Origin of the sequence: Neorhizobium petrolearium, from assembly GCF_017873175.1 — a bacterium.
Lineage (GTDB): Bacteria > Pseudomonadota > Alphaproteobacteria > Rhizobiales > Rhizobiaceae > Neorhizobium > Neorhizobium petrolearium.
The window spans coordinates 100,284-120,725 of the sequence record NZ_JAGGJW010000017.1 but is presented as its reverse complement, the minus strand read 5'-3'; the positions used below and the strand labels follow the sequence as shown (position 1 = coordinate 120,725).

Annotated in this window: 17 protein-coding genes and 1 pseudogene; 5 read left to right on the top strand and 13 right to left on the bottom strand. The window is 60.4% G+C overall.

The window, feature by feature from the left end; genetic code table 11:
• Positions 1-19: 19 nt before the first annotated feature.
• Positions 20-526 (bottom strand): SOS response-associated peptidase family protein, encoded by a 507-nt coding sequence (locus J2046_RS27720; RefSeq protein WP_210057309.1) that lies wholly within the window; start codon positions 524-526, stop codon positions 20-22.
• Positions 527-777: 251 nt separating this feature from the next.
• Here J2046_RS27720 and J2046_RS27715 point away from each other — a divergent pair, with 251 nt between their 5' ends.
• Positions 778-1,368 (top strand): SOS response-associated peptidase, encoded by a 591-nt coding sequence (locus tag J2046_RS27715; RefSeq protein WP_210057307.1) that lies wholly within the window; start codon positions 778-780, stop codon positions 1,366-1,368.
• A 58-nt stretch (positions 1,369-1,426) separates the two neighbouring features.
• Here the strand turns inward: J2046_RS27715 and J2046_RS27710 are convergent, their stop codons facing one another.
• Both J2046_RS27710 and J2046_RS27705 read right to left on the bottom strand, forming a co-directional pair.
• Positions 1,427-2,320, bottom strand: coding sequence for a GGDEF domain-containing protein (locus J2046_RS27710; RefSeq protein ID WP_210057305.1), 894 nt, complete (start codon positions 2,318-2,320; stop codon positions 1,427-1,429).
• A 159-nt stretch (positions 2,321-2,479) separates the two neighbouring features.
• Positions 2,480-2,617 (bottom strand): hypothetical protein, encoded by a 138-nt coding sequence (locus J2046_RS27705; protein ID WP_210057286.1) that lies wholly within the window; start codon positions 2,615-2,617, stop codon positions 2,480-2,482.
• A gap of 380 nt (positions 2,618-2,997) precedes the next feature.
• Between J2046_RS27705 and J2046_RS27700 the strand changes: the two genes are divergently transcribed.
• The gene (locus J2046_RS27700) at positions 2,998-3,201 is read left to right on the top strand and encodes a cold-shock protein (RefSeq protein WP_113501754.1); all 204 of its coding nucleotides are present in this window, start codon (positions 2,998-3,000) and stop codon (positions 3,199-3,201) included.
• Positions 3,202-3,223: 22 nt separating this feature from the next.
• Here J2046_RS27700 and J2046_RS27695 read toward each other — a convergent pair whose 3' ends face one another.
• Genes J2046_RS27695 through J2046_RS27685 form a run of 3 tightly spaced genes read right to left on the bottom strand, consistent with a single transcriptional unit; the run spans position 3,224 to position 8,674 of the window.
• Positions 3,224-6,487, bottom strand: coding sequence for an error-prone DNA polymerase (locus J2046_RS27695; protein ID WP_210057283.1), 3,264 nt, complete (start codon positions 6,485-6,487; stop codon positions 3,224-3,226).
• Positions 6,484-7,998 carry a Y-family DNA polymerase gene (locus tag J2046_RS27690; RefSeq protein ID WP_210057281.1) on the bottom strand — a complete coding sequence of 505 codons (1,515 nt, stop codon included), beginning with the start codon at positions 7,996-7,998 and terminating at the stop codon, positions 6,484-6,486. Before J2046_RS27690 ends, J2046_RS27695 begins: the two co-directional genes overlap by 4 nt.
• Complete coding sequence (locus tag J2046_RS27685; RefSeq protein WP_210057279.1) at positions 7,919-8,674, bottom strand: ImuA family protein; 756 nt, start codon at positions 8,672-8,674, stop codon at positions 7,919-7,921. The genes J2046_RS27690 and J2046_RS27685 overlap by 80 nt, the downstream gene beginning before the upstream one ends.
• A gap of 773 nt (positions 8,675-9,447) precedes the next feature.
• Between J2046_RS27685 and J2046_RS27680 the strand changes: the two genes are divergently transcribed.
• The 3 genes and pseudogenes from J2046_RS27680 to J2046_RS33990 form a co-directional block, all read left to right on the top strand.
• Positions 9,448-9,630, top strand: coding sequence for a hypothetical protein (locus J2046_RS27680; protein ID WP_210057277.1), 183 nt, complete (start codon positions 9,448-9,450; stop codon positions 9,628-9,630).
• Positions 9,631-9,874: 244 nt separating this feature from the next.
• The gene (locus tag J2046_RS27675) at positions 9,875-11,974 is read left to right on the top strand and encodes a putative bifunctional diguanylate cyclase/phosphodiesterase (RefSeq protein WP_320443067.1); all 2,100 of its coding nucleotides are present in this window, start codon (positions 9,875-9,877) and stop codon (positions 11,972-11,974) included.
• Positions 11,975-12,170: 196 nt separating this feature from the next.
• Positions 12,171-12,395: pseudogene (locus tag J2046_RS33990) on the top strand (DUF308 domain-containing protein); the annotation flags it as partial.
• Between the two features lie 19 nt (positions 12,396-12,414).
• Here the strand turns inward: J2046_RS33990 and J2046_RS27670 are convergent.
• The 7 genes from J2046_RS27670 to J2046_RS27640 form a co-directional block, all read right to left on the bottom strand.
• Complete coding sequence (locus J2046_RS27670) at positions 12,415-13,488, bottom strand: nucleotidyltransferase family protein (RefSeq protein ID WP_210057274.1); 1,074 nt, start codon at positions 13,486-13,488, stop codon at positions 12,415-12,417.
• Between the two features lie 421 nt (positions 13,489-13,909).
• Positions 13,910-14,626 carry a NapC/NirT family cytochrome c gene (locus J2046_RS27665; RefSeq protein WP_210057272.1) on the bottom strand — a complete coding sequence of 239 codons (717 nt, stop codon included), beginning with the start codon at positions 14,624-14,626 and terminating at the stop codon, positions 13,910-13,912.
• A gap of 4 nt (positions 14,627-14,630) precedes the next feature.
• The gene (locus tag J2046_RS27660) at positions 14,631-15,122 is read right to left on the bottom strand and encodes a nitrate reductase cytochrome c-type subunit (RefSeq protein WP_210057270.1); all 492 of its coding nucleotides are present in this window, start codon (positions 15,120-15,122) and stop codon (positions 14,631-14,633) included.
• Entirely contained in the window at positions 15,092-17,596 is a 2,505-nt protein-coding gene (napA, locus tag J2046_RS27655) for a periplasmic nitrate reductase subunit alpha (RefSeq protein ID WP_210057269.1), read from the bottom strand. The genes J2046_RS27660 and napA overlap by 31 nt, the downstream gene beginning before the upstream one ends.
• Positions 17,571-17,858 (bottom strand): chaperone NapD, encoded by a 288-nt coding sequence (locus J2046_RS27650; RefSeq protein ID WP_037145468.1) that lies wholly within the window; start codon positions 17,856-17,858, stop codon positions 17,571-17,573. The genes napA and J2046_RS27650 overlap by 26 nt, the downstream gene beginning before the upstream one ends.
• Before the next feature lie 282 nt (positions 17,859-18,140).
• Complete coding sequence (napE, locus tag J2046_RS27645; RefSeq protein WP_037146038.1) at positions 18,141-18,308, bottom strand: periplasmic nitrate reductase, NapE protein; 168 nt, start codon at positions 18,306-18,308, stop codon at positions 18,141-18,143.
• A gap of 407 nt (positions 18,309-18,715) precedes the next feature.
• Positions 18,716-20,260 carry a PAS domain-containing sensor histidine kinase gene (locus J2046_RS27640; RefSeq protein ID WP_227705914.1) on the bottom strand — a complete coding sequence of 515 codons (1,545 nt, stop codon included), beginning with the start codon at positions 20,258-20,260 and terminating at the stop codon, positions 18,716-18,718.
• Positions 20,261-20,442 lie beyond the last annotated feature (182 nt).

Here is a 20,442-nt window from a genome sequence, read left to right as displayed (position 1 = left end):
ATCCCTCGTGCCGGCCACTTCAGAAGGCGAATCTCGCCTCCTCGGGCTCGGCGCGATCCTCCGAGATCTTGAAGGCTCCGGGAGGCAAGGGACGCAGCAGCTCCTCTTCCCGGCGCATCAGATCAATCCAGTCCATGCGGTCCTTTCTTGGCAGAACCGCCATCTGGCGATCATGGAATGGCGCGATATCGGCGTTCGATTCGATCGTCAGGATCGCATAGGCTTCCGGCCAATCCCGCGTCTTGGGCCGCCAGATGCCGGCGAAGTAGAACCAGTCGCTGCTGGCGAGAGAGAAGCGATAGCCTTTGCCGCGGCTCCTGTGCCGGAATTCGGAAGCGGGAATGAGACATCGGTGCGTCGGAAAACGTCTGCCCTCGGCACGAACCACCGTGAAGGGGCTGCCGCTCGTCTCGGACGGCTGAAGGCCCCATGGCAATTCCACCATCTCAATCTCGTCACCGGAACGTCTGATCACAAGACGGCGTTCTTCAAGTGACGCTTCGGGATCGAATAGCTTCACGTCCATAACGAGAAGAACATATCAGGAACATGATTGAGATGCAAACATGGTCACGGTTTGAGGAGTAAGCCAGGACCTGTTAGCGTGGCAGGATGCGCTCCGATGAGACCGAACGTCACAAGCTCGGCCGGGTGGCGATTGCCAAAGAACGAGGCCGAGGAACTGCTCGTTCGGTTCGAGCGAGATCAAGGCGAGCATCTGCCGCACCTGGAGCGGCGTGACGTGACTGAAGCAACCCGCGGCGCGACGGAGGAAACATGTGCAATGATTATAGATTGATGGTGGATGCCGCCGCGATCGCCGAGGATTTCGCCGACCTGAAGATCAAGATCCGGTTCTCGGAAGGCGTGCCCAACGTCCAGGCGCGGGAGGACATCAAGATCACCGATACCGCGCCGATCATCCGGACAATTGACGGCGCCGCTGGTGAGGCTGATATGGTGCAGCGGCGCTGGAGCTGGCCCGGACCCAACAAGCGGCCGGTCTATAATTTTCGCTCGGAGGGACGTGAGTTCGGGTCGAACCGATGCCTGATTGTCGCCGACGGCTTTTATGAGTTTACGGATCCCGAAGACAAGTCGAAGAAGCGCAAGGACAAATGGCTGTTCACCAAGAAGGATGAACCGATCTTCTGCATCGCCGGCATCTGGCGGCAGACGCCGGAAGTCGGAGAGGCCTTCACCATGCTGACTATGCCTCCTGGTCCCGACATTTCGCCCTATCACGACCGGCAGATCGTCATTCTGGACCGCAGCGCCTGGGCGGACTGGCTCAATCCGTCGATTTCGGCAAAAACCCTGATCAAGCCACTGGCATTGGGTACGCTGCACGTCGAGCAGGTCGCCTGATCCGGTTGACGGTCCTTGTTCTCGCCTGCATTGCGGCCTTCCCTACCGGCGATCATCCTTAGGCCGCACGTACCCTGTCCCGACCGCTCATTTTGGCTGAATAGAGCGCCTGATCGGCGCGCCGATAAAGATCCGAAACGTTGTCTTCCGGCTGGCAGACGGCGATGCCCGCCGAGCACGTGTAGCTGAAGTCGGGAGATTCAGGCAGCGGGCGGGAGAACCGGATCACGCTCAACATGCGCTCCACAATGGCGATAGATTCCTCGGATCCTGTTTCCGGCATCACCAGAATGAACTCTTCTCCGCCAACGCGCCCAAAACAGTCGGTGCGGCGAACGTTTTGATGAATGCGGTGAGCGAAGTCGCGCAGGACGAGATCTCCGGCGTGGTGGCCGAGCCGATCGTTGATGTACTTGAAATTGTCGATATCGAACACGGCCAGGCATCCTTCGTTCCCATGTTGCGCGGCTACCAGCATGTCCTCGATACGTGCCATCACGAAGCGGCGGTTGGCGACGCCGGTCAGTTCGTCCGTCTGAGAGGCCTTGATCGCCTGATCGCGATCTTGCCGGACGCTCCTGCCTTTGGCGCGTAAGGTGGTAATGTCGCTCGCGATGCACAGCATCCAGCCGTTCTTCTCGATCGTCTCCGTCATCCAGAACCAGCGACCGTCGATCAGATCCGTCTCGAAAGCCCGATAGCCGATCTTGCCGCGCCGCGACTGCGTCGATCGCAACCAGTCTTCGAAATTCGCTCGGATGGCCGTCCCCCGCCCCAGCTCGAAATTCCGTCGCATGAGATCCGGCCATAGAGGAGTTTCATCGGGCTCGATGAAATAGGCGGAACGGAATGCGTTGTTGGCATACCGCAGCCGGTCATCGCCATCATAGATCGCAATGAGGGTTTCGGTGCGCGCAGAAAGGTGGAGAAGCTGTTTGACGATCTCGTCCATATCGAACCCCGCCTGGTTACCTCGGGACTACATGGCGCAGGAAACCTATGGGAAAAGGGCCAACGACAGCAAGCAAAGGCGTGGCCAGTGCTTACGGAAACGTCAACAGACCCAGGAACCGGACCACGTCGTAAAGAGCGGACGGCGAAGCCGCCGGTGTCATTCAGCCGTGCTGGTATCTGTGAACTTCTTTTCAACACATTGGCTGTCTATATCCAGCACATCGGCATTGCTGATGAGCGCTGAAATGAATTCGCCGCTCGCAATCGCCGCCGTCGCTTCGAGACTTTTGACCACGGATGTACTGGCACTGGTGAGTAAGCGATGATGAGGAAGGTCGGTGCGATTTCGCCCCGGCCTTTTTTATTGCCTTCAAAGCCGACGCATCGTTTGAGCGGCAACTCAGGCGGAAACCGTGTTGGGTGAGTGGCCGCGGGAGATAGAACGTTCTGTCGCGAGGCGGCATTCGGCTTGCTCAAGCCTGTCCAGCAAACCGGCAAAAACCTCACCGGTATCGTCAGGGACGACAAGTGCCTGAAGCTTGCTCAGTTGCCGAGCAGCGCCTGGATCAGGTGCGTATTGATGTTTAGCGGCAAATATACAAGCCATTGATGGGACGCCAAATCAGCTATAGGTTCCAATCGCGGAAAGTCGCCGCGCATTGATCAGGAGCTTTCATGCCGACCGGAACCGTGAAATTTTTCAATACAGACAAAGGCTTTGGGTTCATCACCCCTGAGAACGGCGGAGCGGATGTTTTCGTGCATGTCTCAGCCGTGCAGTATGGCGATCTTCTGCGGGAAGGTCAGAAGGTAAGCTACGATCTGGGCCAGGACCGGAAGACCGGAAAATCGAAGGCTGAGAACGTCAGCGTGCTTTGATCCGGCTCCAGTGCCGTTTCCGTCATTGAAAATTCCGGCTCTTGATCTTCAATGTGTCGATGTGCCGGTCGGGCTCGAAAATGTCCTTCGCGCGAACGGATGCCGGAGGTTTTCCACGCGGATCGGGCATCCCCGGGGCGCCGTGAACAAATTCGTCCCCGCGCCCCGTCGGCGGCCGAAAGTTGCCGTCGCGTTCCGTCAGACTGGAGAGATCCGCAGAGAGATCGAACAGCTGCTGGGCGACCAGGTGGACGACCTCCCCTTCCCGCTGGATCCTGCTGTTGATCGCCAGCATGCTGGATCCGAGCAGAATCCGGCGTGAGCGCTCGAAGAGTTTCGGCCAGACCACGACATTCGCCACGCCGGTTTCGTCCTCGATCGTCACGAACACGACGCCCTTGGCTGACCCCGGCATCTGCCGCACCAGCACCAGGCCGGCCGCCATCAGCCATTGGCCGTCTCGTGCCGTCATCGCTTCCGAGCAGGTCACGATCCTCTTGCAGGCCAGATCCTGGCGCAGGAAACTCAATGGGTGATGACGCAGGGTCAGCCCGGTGTGGCTGTAGTCCTCCACGACATTGTGCCCTTCGGTCATCTGCCGGAGTATTACATCCGGCTCCTGCTGCTCGGCGATCGCGCGCGCTTCCCGCTCTGCGGCCGCGGCAAACAGGGGAAGCGGCTCGTCGCGCAGCGCTTCGATCGCCCAGAGCGCATCGCGCCGTTCAAGGCCGAGGGAAGAGCGGAAGGTATCCGCCTCTGCCATCTTGACGAGCGAGGCGGTCGGCACACCGCAGCGGCGCCACATGTCGTCGATGGAAACGAACGGCTCATCGGTCCGTGCGGCAACAATACGGGCAGCATCGGCGACCGGAAGACCTTTCACAAGCCGCATTCCGAGCCGGACTGCATGCTTGCCGGTACGGCCGATCGGCTCCAGCGTGCAGTCCCACCGGGACCGGTTGGTGCAGACCGGCCGGACCTCGACACCATGCTTTTTGGCATCGGCGACGATCTGCGCCGGCATGTAGAACCCCATCGGCTGCGCATTCAAAAGTGCGGCGCAGAACACGTCCGGATAATGGCACTTCACATAGTTCGAAGCATAGGCAATCAGCGCGAAAGAGGCGGCGTGGCTTTCGGGAAAACCATAGGACCCGAAACCCTCCAGTTGGCCAAACGTCCGCTCGGCGAATTCCGGCGAATAACCATTGCGGATCATGCCGGACACGAGCTTGTCCTTGAACCGGCTCACTCCGCCCGTAAACTTGAACGTCGCCATCGCCCGGCGCAGCTGATCGGCCTCTCCGGCCGAAAATCCGGCGCAGACCATCGCCACCTTCATGGCGCTCTCCTGGAACAAGGGCACACCGAGCGTCTTGCTCAAAACCGCCTCCAGCTCCGGCGTCGGATAGTCGACAGGCTCCCTGCCCTCGCGTCGGCGCAGATACGGGTGGACCATGTCGCCCTGGATCGGCCCTGGCCGGACGATCGCCACCTGGATGACGAGATCGTAAAATGTCTCGGGCTTCATGCGCGGCAACATCGCCATCTGCGCCCGGCTCTCGATCTGGAAGGTACCGAGGGTATCGGCCTTGCGGATCATCGCGTAGGTCGCAGGATCCTCCTGAGGGATGGACGCCAGGTCGAGCGGGATATTCTTCTCCTGCTTCAGCAGCGCGAAGGCCTTCGCCATGCAGGTCAGCATGCCGAGCGCCAGCACGTCGACCTTCATCATCTTCAAGGCTTCGACGTCATCCTTGTCCCATTCGATGACGTATCGGTCGGGCATGCTTGCAGGCTCGATCGGCGCCAGGTGGTCCAATCGATCGTGGGTCAGGACAAAGCCGCCAGGATGCTGGCCGAGGTGCCGAGGCGTGCCCATCAGTTGTTGCGCCAGCTGCAACGTCAGCGCCAGCCGATAATCCTCCGGGTTGAGCCCGAGGTCGCGGACCTGCTTTTCGCCGACCTCTTCCGACCAGGACCAGACGCCGGAGGACAGCGCCTTGATCAGGTCCTCCGACAAGCCGAAGGCCTTGCCGACGTCGCGGATCGCACCCTTGGTGCGATAGCGGGTGACGGTCGAGCAGAGAGCCGCCTTGTCATGGCCGTAGGTCTTGTAGATCCACTGGATGACCTCCTCGCGCCGTTCGTGTTCAAAATCCACATCGATATCCGGCGGCTCGTCGCGCTCCTGACTGACGAACCGTTCGAACAGCAGGTCGTTGGTTTCCGGATCGATGGAGGTGATGCCGAGGACGTAGCAAACGGCGGAATTGGCGGCAGAACCGCGGCCCTGGCAGAGAATGTTCTGGGAGCGGGCGTATCGGACGATCGAGAAGACGGTCAGGAAATAGGGGGCGTATTTCATCGTCTCGATCAGGCAGAGCTCATGGCGGATGGTCTGTTCGACATGGGCCGGCAGGCCTTCCGGATAGCGGGTCTTCACACCCTCCCAGGTATAATGCTCCAGTGACTGCTGCGCCGTCATGCCGGGGATCAGGGCTTCCTCGGGATACTGGTAGACCAGTTCCTCGAGCGAAAACGTACAGCGCCTTACGATCTCCATCGTGCGCGCCAATGCCTCGGGATAGCGGGGGAAGAGGCGGGCCATCTCCTCCGGCGGCTTCAGATGGCGATCGGCGAAACGTTCGCGATCGAAGCCGACGGAATCGATGGTCGTCTTCTCGCGAACACAGGTGACGATATCCTGAAGCTGCCGGCGCGGCGGCTCATGGAACAGCACGTCATTCGTAACGACTGTCCTGACCCGGTAGCGCGCCGCCATGTTGGAAAGCGTGTGAAGCCGCAGTTGGTCGTTCGGCCGCCGGCGCAGGCTCAGCGACAGATAGGCGCGATCCCCAAAAATCTCTGCCATCTTCCTGAGCTGCATGGCGCAGGTCTCGTCCGGCATGTCCGGCACGAGGATGCCGATCAGGCCCTCGGCATAATGGGCGACATCGTCGAGATGCAGGATGCAGTTCGCTTTGCCGCCCCTGCCCTTTCCCAAAGTCAGCAACCGCGTCAAACGCGAATAGGCGGCGCGGTCGGTCGGGTAGACCAGGATCGACATGCCGTCCGCCAGATCGAGCCGGCAGCCGACGACCAGCCTCAGGCCTGTCGCCCGTGACGCTTCCAGCGCCCGGACGATCCCGGCCAGGCTGTTGCGATCGACGATGCCGAGCGCTTCGATGCCCATGAGCTTGGCGGTGGCGAACAGTTCCTCGGCCGACGAGGCGCCCCGGAGAAACGAAAAATGCGTCGTGACCTGCAACTCCGCGTATCTCATGCGAAAAGCCCATGTAGGTACCACTTGTGCGACCCGGTTCCGGCATCGACGCCGTCGCCCAAACGAAAGATCCAGAAGCGCTCACCGCTCTCGCTTTCAACGATGAAATAGTCCCTGACCGCCCGAAACTCCGATCGTCTCAGCCACCATTCTCCAAAGATCCGCTCCGGCCCGTCAGCGCGCGCCACCCGGTGACGCCTGCCCCGCCAGGTGATCGAGACCGGCGGATGGTCCGGCAGCAATGCGATCACCTCGATCAGCTGCGGCCGGGCGAGCAGTCGCGGCGGCCGCTGCCATTGCGACGGCCAGGTCTCTCCCTTCTCTTCGGCTGTAGGATCAACCCGCCGGACGCTGCGTTCCGGCACATCGCTTGCCACCGGCGCGGCTCGGTAGATCCGCTGGCCGCCGCGATTGCCGAGGATATCGATCAGCGGCGTGACATCCTTGACTTCCTCCTCGATGAGCGAGGAGGCATTCTGCTTTTCCGCCAGCGGCTCGACCATGATGGCGGCGAGCGTCAGCTTCTCGATACCGAAACCGGGTTCGATGTTTTCGATGCGGTCGTTGAACAGCTTCGTCAGCCAAGCCGCGTCACGGACCGGCTTTGCCGTCCCTGCCCTCAGGGCCTGAATGGTATTGTCGACGCGATGGACGATGAGATCGACACGCCGGACGCCGAGCCCGCGCTTCTGAAGCTCCAGGCAAAGCAGCCGGACCAGACGGGTGATGTATTTTTCGATGGTTTCAGCGGCGCCGATCGGCTCGGCGAAGGAGCGATGGACTTCGACGAGTTCGGCAGGCCGGATCGGATCGATCGGCTCAGCCAGACGGCCATACATCTGATCGAGGCGGCGGGTGATTTCCGGGCCAAAGCGCAGCACCAGCGGCGCGCGCGGCGTGGCGGCCAGCTCGCCGACAGTGGCGAAGCCCAGGGTGCGCAGGCTGGCGACGATTTCCGCGGGCAGGCGCAGGGATGAAACCGGCAAGCGCTCCACAGCCTCGGCGATCTTTCCGGGAGGCACGATGATTGTCTCGCGACGGGTCGCCCGCGCCAGCGCATGCGCGGCGCCCCAAGTATCTGCAATCGCTGCGCGGGCGGCCAGTCCCTTGGCACGGAAGCGATTGACGAGACCGAACAGCATCCGTTCCTCGCCGCCCTGCAGATGATCGGCGCCCTCCGTGTCCATGACGATCCCGTCCGGCGGGTCCATGGCGACGACCGGCGAATATTGCGTCAGCGCCCAGAGCGACAGGCGTTCCAAAGTCTCACCATCGGCATGCGGATCTGCATCGAAGATCATCAGACCCTGGACCAGCGCCTGCGCCTTGGCTGCCGGCATGCCGACATGCAGACCAAGTTTCAGAGCCGCGGTGTCGGCGGCAGAAATCCACCGCTTGGAGCCGCTTTTGGCGACGATCACCAGCGGCTTGTCAGCCGGTAGCGAAGGATCGGCGCGCCTCACCCGATCCGTCGGCAGTGTCGGAAGAAAGACAGATACGACCCTGGCCATCACATGCACCTATGACAAATTCCGCGCGCTCCCCTGCTCTCACCCGCATCAGCTCCGCGCGCCAGCGTCCGCGGCCGACGCCCGGAACCGGAAGCGGCTCGGACGGCAGGACTGAGACACGCCACCGCGTCACCGCCGCCGTCGGCATCCCGAAATCCGATGCTTCCGCCTGCCGGCGCCATCGCCGGATCGCCAGTCCGATCGTGCCGGAGCTTTCGGCGGCGAGCTGCAGCCGGCGCGAAGCGACCATCGGCAGGCGCACCAGTTCGGCGACGACGGCGCCAAGGCCGCCATAGCGCAGAGCCTCCTCGAAGCTTGCCAGCACATCCTCCTCGCGGCCCGCCTCGACATAGATCACCCGGTCGGGATGCAAGCCCACCTGCGCCAGAGCCGGGGCAAAGAGATCGGCGCGGGTGAAACACCAGACCACCTTGCCCTTCGTTCGCGCCGCGATGCCGCCGACGAAGAGTGCGGCCGCTGCCCCATCCACCGCACCATTGCCGCCGCCCGCCACCTCATGGATGGCGCCATAGGCGAGCCCGCCGCCCGGAAGACAGTCATCGATGTCGGATACGCCGAACGGCAGCACGGTCTTCTGGCGGCTGGCGGCACCTTCCAGATGTGCGATGCGTTCGCGCAGTTCCGAAAGAACGGCAGTTGAGGCGGATTGGCTCATGGTCTCCTTCTTCGCGGGAGCTGTTATTGCTTGAGAGAAACGAATATGTTCTGTATCTGTTCTAATCTGGAAAATGAGTCAATGTGCATGTACGGCAGCTTTGCAGGGCTCGATCGGTGGAATCGTCGATTCAGCGAGCGGATTCAGAGCGATGACCGAAGGGGACTTTTTTTGAAATACCCTCGCCCTGCGCACGACGCTGGACTTTTGTCCGTAGAGCAGGGTTCCGAAGCGGCTTGGGAAAATTGAGCAGCTGAGATAGTTAGCTTTTCGCCACATGACAGGACCGGTCTGCCGGGCAGAAGTATTGACGACGGGAGGTCAACCCGAAACCGCCGGCGAAGGCGCACATGCGGCGATCGAGGGCGTTATCCGGCTTCGACATCCACAATCGGGGCAAATGCCGATCGTAGATCCGGCGTTGGAAATAACTCAACCGTCATTAACAGTTAGCGCGACACCCAGTATTCTGCCCCTGATCCAGGCGACCATTTCGATTTCGGTCGCATGCCCAGCCATAGCCGACATCGGGCAAGTATCGGACAATTTTTTCTGAGAACCAAGCCGGGGAAAGCGATCAGAACCGACCCAGCGCATGCTGTCCATCGAGCACCTGTTCGTTCCATCTACAATAAATGATCCATGAAGGTTCGCTGATAGGAACGCGTCGGTTTAAACTTATATAACGCGTCCAACAAAGCTGGTGACCGTATCCCGCAATGCTCCAGAATCATCATTCCTTTGCGTCTCCGGTTGAACCGGAGGAACTCCAGATGCTGCAGAGCGTCTTCGATGAGGTCTGCCTTCAGCGAGGTCTCCAAAAAGAGACTGCTCGTGCCTCCAAGCTGGCAGCCGATCTGATCGATCTGTTTCAGATGGGGCTGCGGGATCGGCAGCAATTGCTGGCAATGCTGAGCCGGCCGGGTGACGAGACCGTCGACGAAGCTCCGGTCTGAAGGTCGCGGCAGGACGCTTGAGCTGCGACGAGCGGATTGCCGCTGGAGATTAAGACTTCAGGAACGATAGCCGTTGCAGGGACATTAAGTGTTCCTGTTTTACGATATTCGAAATAACAAGAACGGTGGTCGCATAGGTATGTTCTCCCGGTCGAGGCTTTTCCTTTGGGGTTTGCTTCCTTTCGCTATTTCGGTCGTCTTCGGCGCGCTCGTCCTTCTCAGCTTGTATTGGTCGGCCGGCCGAATGGATGCAGCCGCCGCGCAACGCCAACAGGATCTCGTCACCCTGATCGTCTCCAATATGCGTACGGAGATCGCACACGATCAGGAGAGCGTGACGGTCTGGGACGATGCGGTCACACGGACTGCGGAGCGCGATGTCGATTGGCTGGACGCCAACCTGGGCAGCTGGATGCATTCCTATTTCCAGCATGATGCGGCATTTGTCCTCGCTGCGGACGGCACCGACATCTATCATTTCGTGGCGGCAGACGACCGATCGGTGACGCTGGAGGAGTTTCGGACGGCTTACCTCCCGCTGGTCGCACAACTGCAGCAGCGGTTGTTTGCGGATGACACCACCGGCGTGACGGAGCGAGTCTTGTCGATCGGTGAGAGCGACTTGGCCGTGGTCGGCGGCAGGCCCGCCATCGTCAGCGTCAAGCCGATCGTGTCCGACAGCGGAGACCTGGAGCAGCGGCCGGGAGACGAAAACCTGCATGTGGCGGTCCGCTTCCTTGACGGTAGCTTCCCGAGCAGTATCGGGAGCCAGTACCAGTTTGAAGACATGCACTTCACACCGCAGGCAGACGATAGCGAGCACGCCTATGTGCCGCTGATCTCGTCAAAGCGCGAGACGATCGGCTACTTCTGCTGGACGCCGTTCCGCCCCGGCGCCACCGTCCGGAACGAAACTCTGCCGGCCCTCGGTGCTGGCGTCCTCTGCATCTTTGGGGCGACGAGCGTCCTCGGATTGCTATTGTTTCGCCGGTCCGAGCGGCTTTCTGCAAGCCGCGCCGAGTTGCAGCACCTGGCTCATCATGACGTGCTGACGGGCTTGGCAAACCGCGCCAGTTTCAACAAAGCGCTGGAACGTGAACTCGAGGCCGCTTTACCGGCAGACGTTCACGGCGTGCTGTTCATCGACCTCGATCGGTTCAAGGCGGTCAACGACACCTTCGGCCATCCCGCCGGGGACCGCCTGATAAAGATGGTCGCAGAGAGGCTGCGGGAGGTGCTTCCGCACGCGATCGTCGGCCGCATCGGTGGCGATGAGTTCACGGCTCTTCTGCGAAAGATCACGGAGCAGGATCTCGTGAAAGCCGCTGAGGACGTGGTTCACGCAATGGAGCAGCCGTTCGACCTGGATGGCGCCCTGGCCACGATTGGAGCGAGCGTCGGCGCAGCGCTCGCGGCCGGCCGGGCAGACCCGACGGAGCTGACGCGACAGGCCGACATCGCGCTTTATCACGCAAAGGCCGCCGGCCGGAACCGGTACGCGCTCTTCGGTGATCACATGAACCAACTGCTGCGGGCGCGTCGCGAGCTTGAAAACGATCTTCGTCACGCCATCGAGACGAAGACGCAGATCGAAATCCATTATCAACCGGTCTATTCGGCAACAACCGGCGAGATGTGCTCCGTCGAGGCGCTTGTACGGTGGCGGCATCCCAAAAAGGGGCTGCTCGGTCCTGACATCTTCATCCCCGTTGCAGAAGAGGCCGGGCTGATCACGGCCCTGGGATTGATTGTCCTGGATGACGCGTGTGCGACGATCTCTGCCTGGAATGATCTCCCAGTTTCCGTGAATGCGTCAGCGGCAGAGCTGAAACTGGAATCTTACCCGCTTCGGGTTCTTTCCACTTTGGCACGGCACAATATCGAGCCGGGCAGGCTTGAAATCGAGATCACTGAAAGCCTGCTGCTCGACGGTTCTGGTCAATGCGAAAGAACGATCGCGGCGCTTCGCAAGGCTGGCGTACGTTTCGCCATCGATGATTTTGGAACTGGTTATTCGTCATTCGGCCGCGTGCAGGATGTCAGCATCGACCGCATCAAGATCGACAAGGTGTTCGTCGATGAGTTGAGCCGCAGCGGCAACAACGGGATCATTGTCGGCATGGTCAGCATGGCGCGTGCGAGGGGGCTTGAGATCACCGCCGAGGGCGTTGAGACGGAGGAGCAACGGGAGATGTTGGGCTCGCTTGGCTGTGACCACCTTCAGGGATATCTACTTTCAAAGCCGTTGACACGCGAACAATTTGCCTCGGTGCGAACCAAAACGGTTTCTGACGCTGGCAGCAAGGCGATTTCCACCTCGCCGGTACCTTTCCATGGAAGGTAGCACTGGATGCCCTTACCAACAGGCAAGTTGCAGGTCTTATTTGGCTAGCGCCTGTTGATCACCAACCAAGTCCGGGGAGGACCAAGCTCCCAATCCAGGTGGAAGGGCATGGGTCAGACGAGCCTACATGGCCTGCGCTCGCTGCGGAGGGCGAGGTGGGATGGTCGGTGAAACTCAACCTATCTGTCTACACGCGATGATCTATCCGGCTTGGGATGGTGCCGCTAACGTTATTGACGCGGCCAGGAGCGGTGGCTTTGCGGTCAACCTGAGCCAGGCTATCAACGTCACAGCAAGCTCAGTAGTGACGATCTCCGTGATCTTTGCGTTTACGATGAGTATGGACTGGGTGTTTGGCGCCTTCGGCATATGGGCGATCTTTTCAGGCTTGCTGCAGCTTGGCACTGCTGTCCGACGTTACTATTTCCGCTGTCATGCCGCTACCGTTTGCCGAGATCGCTCACTTCCACGCCGAGGGCGCCCGCCAGCGTCTCCTTGCCCTGATCAGGCATCAGGGCGATGCCCGCCGCAAGGCCTTCCTGCCACGAGGCCCCTCGATCCCATGCCTCCTGGTATGCGTCGGCCAGGAGGTCGCCCTGTCGGGTTTGGATCATGGCTTCGAAAAGCGTGGCCGCTTGCAGGAGGTCCTTGTCCCGCTTCGCCCGCCCAAGCGCGTCCGTGGGCCGCCTCGATGCGACAATGAGTTTGTGGACGGAGTACCGTTCAGGCGCGGGGACGTTTACGCTCACGCCTTCCCGATGAAGCAGCACCGTCCGCAAGGGCTCGTAGATCAGGAAATCAAGGAACCGCAGGTTTTCCGCCGACGCACCACCGAGGGCAGGCATGGGAGAAGGCTTGCCCATATACTCGTCCGATCCCCGATTGCTCGTCAAAAATTCGACCCGGTAATTGGTCTTGTTGACGAACGCCGTCACGCGCGCCTTGTCTGCCTGATGCGGGACGGCTCTGAAGGACGGATCGACCCCATGCAGTATGTCTAAGATCGGCGGCAGGCTGTCATCCACCTCCTGCGAGATCGCAAAATCCATAGCTAGGTCAGCATCGCCAGTCTGCATTGCCGTCCTGGGCAATCGGACGCCGAGGATGCCCGAGTAGCAGCCATAGGCAACCGAGCCGACGAGGAAGCCACGCAGACGGAAGAACCCTGCATGCGCGAGCGCCTGCGTGACATCGCCGGCGAACCGATCGGGAGCCGACATGCCGCCTGAGCGCAGGAGCGTAGAAACCAATCGTCGCCGCTCCTTAATGTTGCCCTTGATCTCGCGATGCCGCCTGACACGCGCTGCGATCACCGGATCAGCTGCGGGGCCAACATAGCTCCGCTTATCCTTGCCCTCGGGAGTAGGGACATCGAAATAGAAATAGTCTTTGCCCTTCACCGGTACGGTGACAAAGCGGCCCTCGAGCGGAAAGTCCGATTGCCATTGCGCATCAAGAGTTTGCTGGGCGAGTTCCGCGAACATCGTCCGGAATGCAAGGTCAATATCTCTCATAGTTCGAAGGGTCCCGGTTATAATGTTTCCTTTAACTCATTATAACTTCGTTCAGTTATAATGTTCCCAAGAGAACATTATAACTCTTCTGTCGCCCGTCAAGGCATCAGCCGAGAGGCCCACGGACCGTCGTTCGCTTGCGCCATTTCAGAACCGTCTTCGGACTGATCCCATACCTCTTCGCCGCGGAAGGAGCGGCCGCGGCTCACCTGGATCGTCATCGATACGAGCTTTCCGACGCGCTCGGCCGCGCCCAAAGCGGCCAAGGGAGAAAGATCAAATGAGCACACCTATTCGATCGTCCGCCGGATATGGCTATTGGTCGTGTGACACACACCATGGCCGCCGGCTGGTGCTTCGCCGAGGTCTTCCCAATTTCAGCGCTTGTGCCGAACGCGTTCGAACTTCGACAACTTCACCTTCAGTTAGCTGATACGTTCACACTCGTCATCCGGCCGTGCGCCTTATCCATCGCCCGCCGCAGGTCATCCACCGCTGAAGCGCTGGGAAGGACTTCGCCTTCCAGTTCCTTTGGCATCTGCCATCCCGGGTTGACGCCTTGCATGTTCGGCAATTCGTGAGCGATTCCTTTGTGGCAGTCTATGCAGGTCGCCCTCCCGCTCAGGAGATATCGCGTGTGGATATCCGCGGCGCGTTCGGTCTGCTTCGAAAGGTCCATGGCTATCGAAGAATGGCAGTTGCGGCACTCGAGGCTGTCGTTGGCCTTCAGCCGCGCCCATTCGTGCTGCGCAAGCCGCAGACGTTCGTCGAGGAATTTCTGGCGCGTGTTGATGGTGCCGAAGATCTTGCCCCAGACCTCCTTGGAAGCCTGCATCTTGCGGGCAATCTTGTCGGTCCACTCGTGCGGCACATGGCAATCGGGACAGGAGGCGCGCACGCCGGACCGGTTGGAGAAATGGATCGTCCGGGTCAGTTCCTCGTAGACGTTCGCCTGCATCTCGTGACATCCGGTGCAGAACTTCTCCGTATTGGTCAGCTCCAGCGCGGTATTGAACGCGCCCCAGAAGATCACCCCGCCGACGAAACCGCCAAGCGTCAGGAAGGCAAGGCTCAGAGTGCCCGCCGGCGTGCTGAGGATCTTCCATATCCACGCCGCAAGATTTTTTATCCGTCCCATCACCCTATTTGCCCCCCAGATGCTCGACACCCATCTGGCTCATGTCCCGGAACGTGTTGCCGACGAGCGGATTCACTTCCGCCTGCGGAACATGGCAGGCCGTGCAAAAATAGCGGCGCGGCGAAACGTCCGCGAGCATCTGTCCCTCCCGCGTCATGTAGTGGGTGACGCTGATCATCGGCGCGCCCGCACCTTCCGTGAACTCACGCTTGTGACAGGAAAGACAGCGGTTCGTGTTGACCGACAACTGATAGCCTTCGATCGAGTGCGGAATGACCGGAGGCTGATCCGGGTATGCCCGCATCTTGCGTATGTCATCCACGTTCCACTTGGGCATCGGGCGGGCTGGCACCGTCTCCATGGCCTGCGGCGGGCCCGACAATTGCGGAACCATCTGGGCTGCGGCAAGCGTCGCCATGAACGCGACCGCAAAGGCCGTGGCTACGATTCGAAAGGAACCAAAGCTCAGACGGCTGGAACGATCTTGACTGCGCATTTCTTGAAATCCGTCTGTTTGGAGATGGGATCGGTGGCGTCAAGCGTGACCTTGTTGATCAGTTGGCTGGCATCGAACCAGGGCACGAAGATCACGCCCGGCGGCATACGGTTGCGCCCGCGGGTTTCCACCCGGGACCGGATTTCACCGCGCCGGGAGACGATCCTGATTTCGGCGCCCTGATTGATGCCCCGCTTTCGGGCATCGTCGGCATTCATGAAGCAGCGGGCGCCGGGGAAAGCCCTGTACAATTCCGGCACGCGCATGGTCATGGATCCGGAATGCCAATGTTCGAGCACGCGGCCGGTCACCAGCCAGAAATCATATTCACCATCGGGGGACTCGGCGGGCGGCTCATAGGGAACGGCAAGGATCACGGCTTTGCCGTCCGGTCGCCCGTAGAAGCGTACGCCCTCGCCCGGCTTCACATAAGGATCGTAGCCCTCCCGATAGCGCCACTTGGTCTCCTGCCCGTTGACGACGGGCCACCGCAGGCCCCGTTCCTGATGGTAGCGGTCATAGGGCGCGAGATCATGACCGTGACCGCGCCCGAACGAGGCATATTCCTCGAACAGCCCTTTCTGTATGTAGAAGCCGAAATCCTTGGCCTCGTTGTTCGCATAGTCCGGGTCGATCTCGCTCAGCGGGAACTGGTCGACCTGTCCGTTCTGGAACAGCACCTCGAACAGTGTTTTGCCACGATAATGAGGGTGCTTGTCCAATATATCCGCGGGCCAAACCTCGTCGGTGGTGAAGCGCTTTGAAAACTCCGCTATCTGCCAAAGATCGGACCGCGCATCGCCGGGAGCCTGCACCAGTTGGTGCCAGACATGGGTGCGACGCTCGGCATTGCCATAGGCTCCCTCTTTCTCCACCCACATGGCGGCGGGCAAAATGAGGTCGGCCGACATCGCCGTGATCGTCGGATAGGCATCGGAGACGACGATGAAATTGTCCGGGTTGCGGTAACCCTGATAGGTCTCGTTCTTGGTATTCGGGGCTGCCTGGACATTGTTGTTGACCTGCACCCAATAGAAGCTGAGCTTGCCGTCCTTCAACATTCGGTCCTGCTGGACGGCATGATAACCCGGCTTGTCGGGAAGCAGCCCTTCAGGAAGCTTCCACAACTCTTCCGCATGATGCCGGTGCTCGGGATTGGTGACGACCATATCGGCAGGCAGCCTATGCGCGAAGGTGCCGACTTCTCGAGCCGTTCCACAGGCGGACGGCTGGCCGGTGAGCGAGAAGGGGCTGTTTCCAGGCTCGGAAATCTTGCCGGTCAGCAGATGGAGATTGTAGACCATCTGGTTGGCCCACACCCCGCGGACATGCTGGTTGAAGCCCATGGTCCAGAGCGACATGACCTTCCGGTTCGGATCGGCATAAAGTTCGGCAAGCTGCTGCAGAAAGCCGGGATCGGCCCCGGTCAGTTCGGCGGTCTTTTCGAGCGTGTAGTCGGAAACGAATTTCTTGAAGGCGTCGAAATCGATCGGCTCCGTCTTGGTCGGATCACCGGCATTGGTGGCCTTGAGTTCCAGCGGGTCCTCTGGGCGCAGGCCATAGCCGATATTGTCCACGCCTTTCATGAAGGTCGTATGGTTGCGGACGAACTCCTCGTTGACCTTGCCGCTGGTGATGATGTGGTTTGCGATGTAGTTCAGGATGGCGAGATCCGTCCCGGGCGTGAAGATGATCGGTATGTCGGCGAGATCCATGCTGCGATGGGTGAAGGTGGAAAGCACGGCAACCTTGACATGGCCGTGGCCGAGCCGCCGGTCCGCCACACGCGTCCAGAGAATCGGATGCATCTCCGCCATGTTCGAACCCCAGAGCACAAAGGCATCTGCGTTTTCGAAATCGTCATAACAGCCCATCGGCTCGTCCATGCCGAAGGTGCGCATGAACGCATAGGCCGCGGACGCCATACAGTGCCGGGCGTTGGGGTCGAGATTGTTGGAGCGGAACCCCGCCCGCATCAGCTTGGTCGCGGCATAACCTTCGAAGATGGTCCATTGGCCGGAGCCGAACATTCCGACAGCGGTCGGCCCCTTTTCCTTCAGCACCCTCTTGCACTGCTCGGCCATCACGTCGAAGGCCTCGTCCCAACTGACAGGCTCGAATTCGCCGTCCTTGGCGTATTGGCCGTTCCGCTTGCGCAGCAAGGGCTGGGTAAGCCGGTCCTCGCCATACATGATCTTGGAGAGGAAGTAACCCTTGATACAGTTCAGGCCGCGATTGACCTCCGCCTGCATGTCGCCATGGGTGGCGACAACCTGGCCTTCCTTGACGCCGACCATGACGCCACAGCCCGTTCCGCAGAAACGACAGGGCGCCTTGGACCATTTGATCTCCAGCGCCTCCACGCCGCCCGGAACAGGTTGAGCGGCTGCCGGCAGGACGATCCCCGCGGTCGCAGCGGCAATGCCTGCCGCATGCGCCTTGATGAGATCACGCCGCGTCAGTTCTCCCTTCATCTGCGATACCCTCTTGCTCTTCGGAATGTTCAAAAACCATGTTCGCGGCGACCACGCCGTCAATCGCCGAGATTGCCGACAAAGCCGCACCCAGCTGGCCGCTGCTGTAACCTTCGATGACGACAACCATCTTGCCGTCCTGAACGCCGTGGACCTCGACACCGCTCATCTCGGATATTGCCCGGCGAACACGTTCCTGGTCCTGCGGCTTCATCACGATCACCGCGCTGGACACGTAGTAGCGCTGCTTCCCTTCAGACATCGGATATCCCCCTGTTCCACGCGCATCGCGCCGACAGGGCAGACGCCTTGCATGCAATGCTACCGGCGACGGCTTCGTTGTCGTTTTCCGGAAGGAGGAGGTCACCGCGCGCCGGCCAGGCGCCGATAACCTCGGCAGGACATCGTTCGGCCAGGACGCCGAATCCCGTGTCTGCATGGAACGAACGGGGGCCAAAACCTCGAGGTCGGGCGCCCGTGTCTGACGTTATCCTGTCTGGCAGGATACGGTATCGGGTGAGGCAACGATCCTGCATGACGAGCCTCAATGACCGGGGGGACCGGGAGGGCCGCTGATGATCTGGTACATCCAGACCAGGAAGCCGTATCCGCCGACCACGCCAACGGCGACGATAGGCCAGATGCCAAAGGCCAGGATGACAAATGTTAAAAGTTCAGCGCGCCTGCGGGATTTTGGCGCCCCATCCTTCAGTTGCTCGGTGGAAAAATTGACCAATCAATCCTCCATGCTGCGCCCAGTGACGTCGATTTGACCTAGAGCAAGCTTGCGAGAAGTAAACTCGACTTTATGAAGAAACTGAAGATTATCATCGCCAGATTGCAGCCGGGCCGGGCGCCAATGCTAGCAGAACCAAAAAACTCCTCGTTCCCAAGGCTAAAGTCAGACGCTAGGTTAATCCAGCCGCTGGCTTCTCCACTGGTCGGTTCTCATGCCGGGGTTGGCGAAGGAGCTTTTAACAACGCGAATTCACCGCCGAACGCAACCATCGTCGCGGCGCCCCTATGAGCACCAGCGGAACCCTTCTCATCGCAAAAGATCGAAGCGACGATCGTACGTGCTATCGGCGACGTTTGTTATTGACGCAGAAGCGAAGTCGGTCAATTCAAGATATCGCGAAGCTCGACCGCAAGCTCTCGTGCCGTGTAGGGCTTCTTGAGCCAGCTTCCCGATTGGGCAAGTTCGCGTCCGGCGATCGCCGGCTCGGCATAACCCGACGTGAACAGCACCCTGATATTCGGACGCCTCGCACGGACTTCCGCCGCCAGTTCGTCGCCTGTCATGCCGCCCGGCATGACGATGTCGGTAAACAGCAGCGCGATATCGTCGTTCTGGGCGAGCCGGTCGAGCGCCTCCACGCCATTTGCCGCCTCGACAACCTGATAGCCGAAATCGATCAGGCGTGAGACCGCCACACGCCGCACCCTGGGATCATCCTCCACGACCAGGATTTTCTCCGTACCGCCGGGAATCGCCGCCGCCCTTGAAGCAGTCGCCACTTCCGCGGACATCTTCGCATCCTCCTTTTGCGCCGCCGGCAGGAAGAGCCTGACACTGGTGCCCTGCCCCGGCTCGCTGTAGAGCTGGATATTGCCGCCGGACTGCTTGGCGAAACCATAGACCATGGAAAGGCCAAGGCCGGTTCCGGAACCGACACCCTTGGTGGTGAAGAACGGTTCGAAGGCCTTTTCCTTCACCTCCGGCGTCATGCCCGTGCCTGTGTCCGTCACCGAGATCAGCACATAGTCGCCGGTGCGCATATGCGGATACATCTGGGCATAATCGACGTCCAGCTTGACCCTTGAGATGTCGATCGTCAGTTTGCCGCCGCGCGGCATGGCATCGCGGGCATTGAGGGCAAGGTTAAGAAGCGCGTTCTGGAGCTGCGACGCATCGACGAGCGCCTCATTGGAAGCTCCCGTGACGACAGTACGGAATTCGATCGTCTCGCCGAGCGAGCGTCTTAAAAGATCGGAGAAACCGGTTACCAACTGCCCGACATCCACCAGCTTCGGATTGAGGGGCTGGCGGCGCCCGAAGGCCAGAAGCTGGCCGGTCAGCTTGGCGCCGTCCCCGGCGGCATCCTGCGCTTCATGAAGCAGGGCCAGTAGTTTCTCGTCCGAGAGCCTGTTCTCGATCATTTCGAGATTGCCGCCAATGACGGTCAGCAGATTGTTGAAGTCGTGTGCCAGCCCGCCGGTGAGCTGGCCGATCGCCTCCATCTTCTGCGATTGCCTCAGTTCTTCCTCGATCTTGTGGCGGCTGGTGAGGTCGCGGATGAAGCCGGTGAAGATGCGCTTGCCATTGGTGATCGCCTCGCCCACCGCAAGCTCCATGGGAAACACGGATCTGTCTTTCCGCTGACCGGTAACCACGCGACCGTACCCGATGATGCGACGCTCGCCTGTCGTCAGATATCGCGTAAGATAGCCATCATGAGCCTCCCGGTCCGGCGACGGCATCAGCATCTTGACGTTGTGACCACAAACTTCATTCGCCGAATATCCGAAAAGCTGCTCCGCTGCGGCGCTGAAAGACGTGATGATACCGATTTCGTCAATGACGACCATCGCCTCGGGAACCGTATCCAGGATCGACCGCAGGTCCAGTTCCTCCTCGGTACGCTCGTTTCGGTCTTTTGCCATGTTCGTCACCGTCCCGTTCGCTTCGTTGATGATGGATCCAGGGAAAGGGGAATCGGCTCGACGACCGAAAGCGAAAAACCTCTGCTTCGTCAGCCTGGGACATTTCCGCCTGGGTTGCGAGGCAATCACCGGAACTACTGACGGCATAGCCTCGTCGGGTTGAAGGATCTCATCGTTGGGTG